The sequence below is a fragment of the Brevibacillus sp. NRRL NRS-603 genome (assembly GCF_003013445.1).
GTDB classification, from domain to species: Bacteria; Bacillota; Bacilli; order Brevibacillales; family Brevibacillaceae; genus Brevibacillus; species Brevibacillus formosus.
This window is the reverse complement of the sequence record NZ_PXZN01000173.1, coordinates 1-1130: the sequence shown is the minus strand read 5'-3', so window position 1 is coordinate 1130 and position 1130 is coordinate 1. Positions and strand designations below refer to the sequence as shown.

The following is a 1130-nucleotide window of genomic DNA, read 5'->3' as shown; positions in this document are numbered from 1 at the left end:
GGCAAACAACAGGTTCGTAAATTAGCTGATGAAGCTAATTACGAGCCTTTTTTATTTTTTCTTTAATGTTGAATCCTCCTCCATTTTCCATTACAATCACATTGTGATAATGAATCTCATTTTCATCAAAACTTGATGATTCATAAACAAACAAGAAAGACAGTGGAGGGGTAGTTGTGGGAGAACAGTTGGAGCTGTTTGATGTAACCATTATTGGCGGTGGACCTGCGGGGATGTACGCTGCCTTTTATAGCGGAATGCGCGATATGAAGACGAAACTCATTGAAGCCAAAGAAGAGCTCGGTGGACGAATGTTGATCTATCCAGAAAAAATGATCTGGGATGTAGGCGGTGTACCACCACAGCTTTGTGAAAAGCTGATTGCCAATCTGGTGCAACAAGCGAAGACATTTGATCCCACCATCGTCCTAGGTGAGGCGATCATTGGACTAGAACCCCAAGAAGACGGTACGTACATACTCGTTGCAAAATCAGGGAGACGGCATTGGACTCGCACGATCATACTGGCTTTGGGTCGAGGTATTTTGAAAATGGCAAAGCTGGAGATCGAAGGAGCAGAGCGTTACGAGGTGACAAATCTTCATTATACGGTGCAGGAACTGGAGCCATTCCGTGGCAAGCACGTCCTCATCTCAGGGGGCGGTGACTCCGCGGTCGATTGGGCAAATGAACTGGTGCAGATCGCAGCGTCTGTAACGGTTGTGCATCGCCGTGATGTATTTGGTGGACATGAGCGGAATGTGAAGCGCATGAAAGAGTCCTCTGCGATCATTCGCACGCCATATGCGGTCACACAATTGCAAAGCTCAGACAAAGAAACGATCGATAAAGTGACGATACGTCATCTGGAGACAGACGAGACGGAGCAAATCGATGTAGACGCCATTATCGTCAATCACGGATTGAAGGCAGATTTCACCGGGATTAAAGAGTGGGGCTTGGACATGGATGAATGGAACGTATTTGTCAGCCCTCGTCTGGCAACGAATCTGCCAGGGATTTTTGCGGCAGGAGATTTTGCGAGCTTTGACAGCAAGATTACGTTGATCGCGGGAGCTTTCACCGATGCGGCTGTAGCCGTAAACAGTGCCAAATTGCACATTGACCCG

1 protein-coding gene is annotated in these 1130 nt (G+C 47.4%); it reads left to right on the top strand.

Annotation, left to right across the window (positions count from 1 at the left end; genetic code table 11):
• Positions 1-176 precede the first annotated feature (176 nt).
• Positions 177-1130, top strand: a 954-nt coding sequence (locus C7R94_RS29715; protein ID WP_106786050.1) for an NAD(P)/FAD-dependent oxidoreductase, incomplete at its 3' end; no start/stop codon positions are given.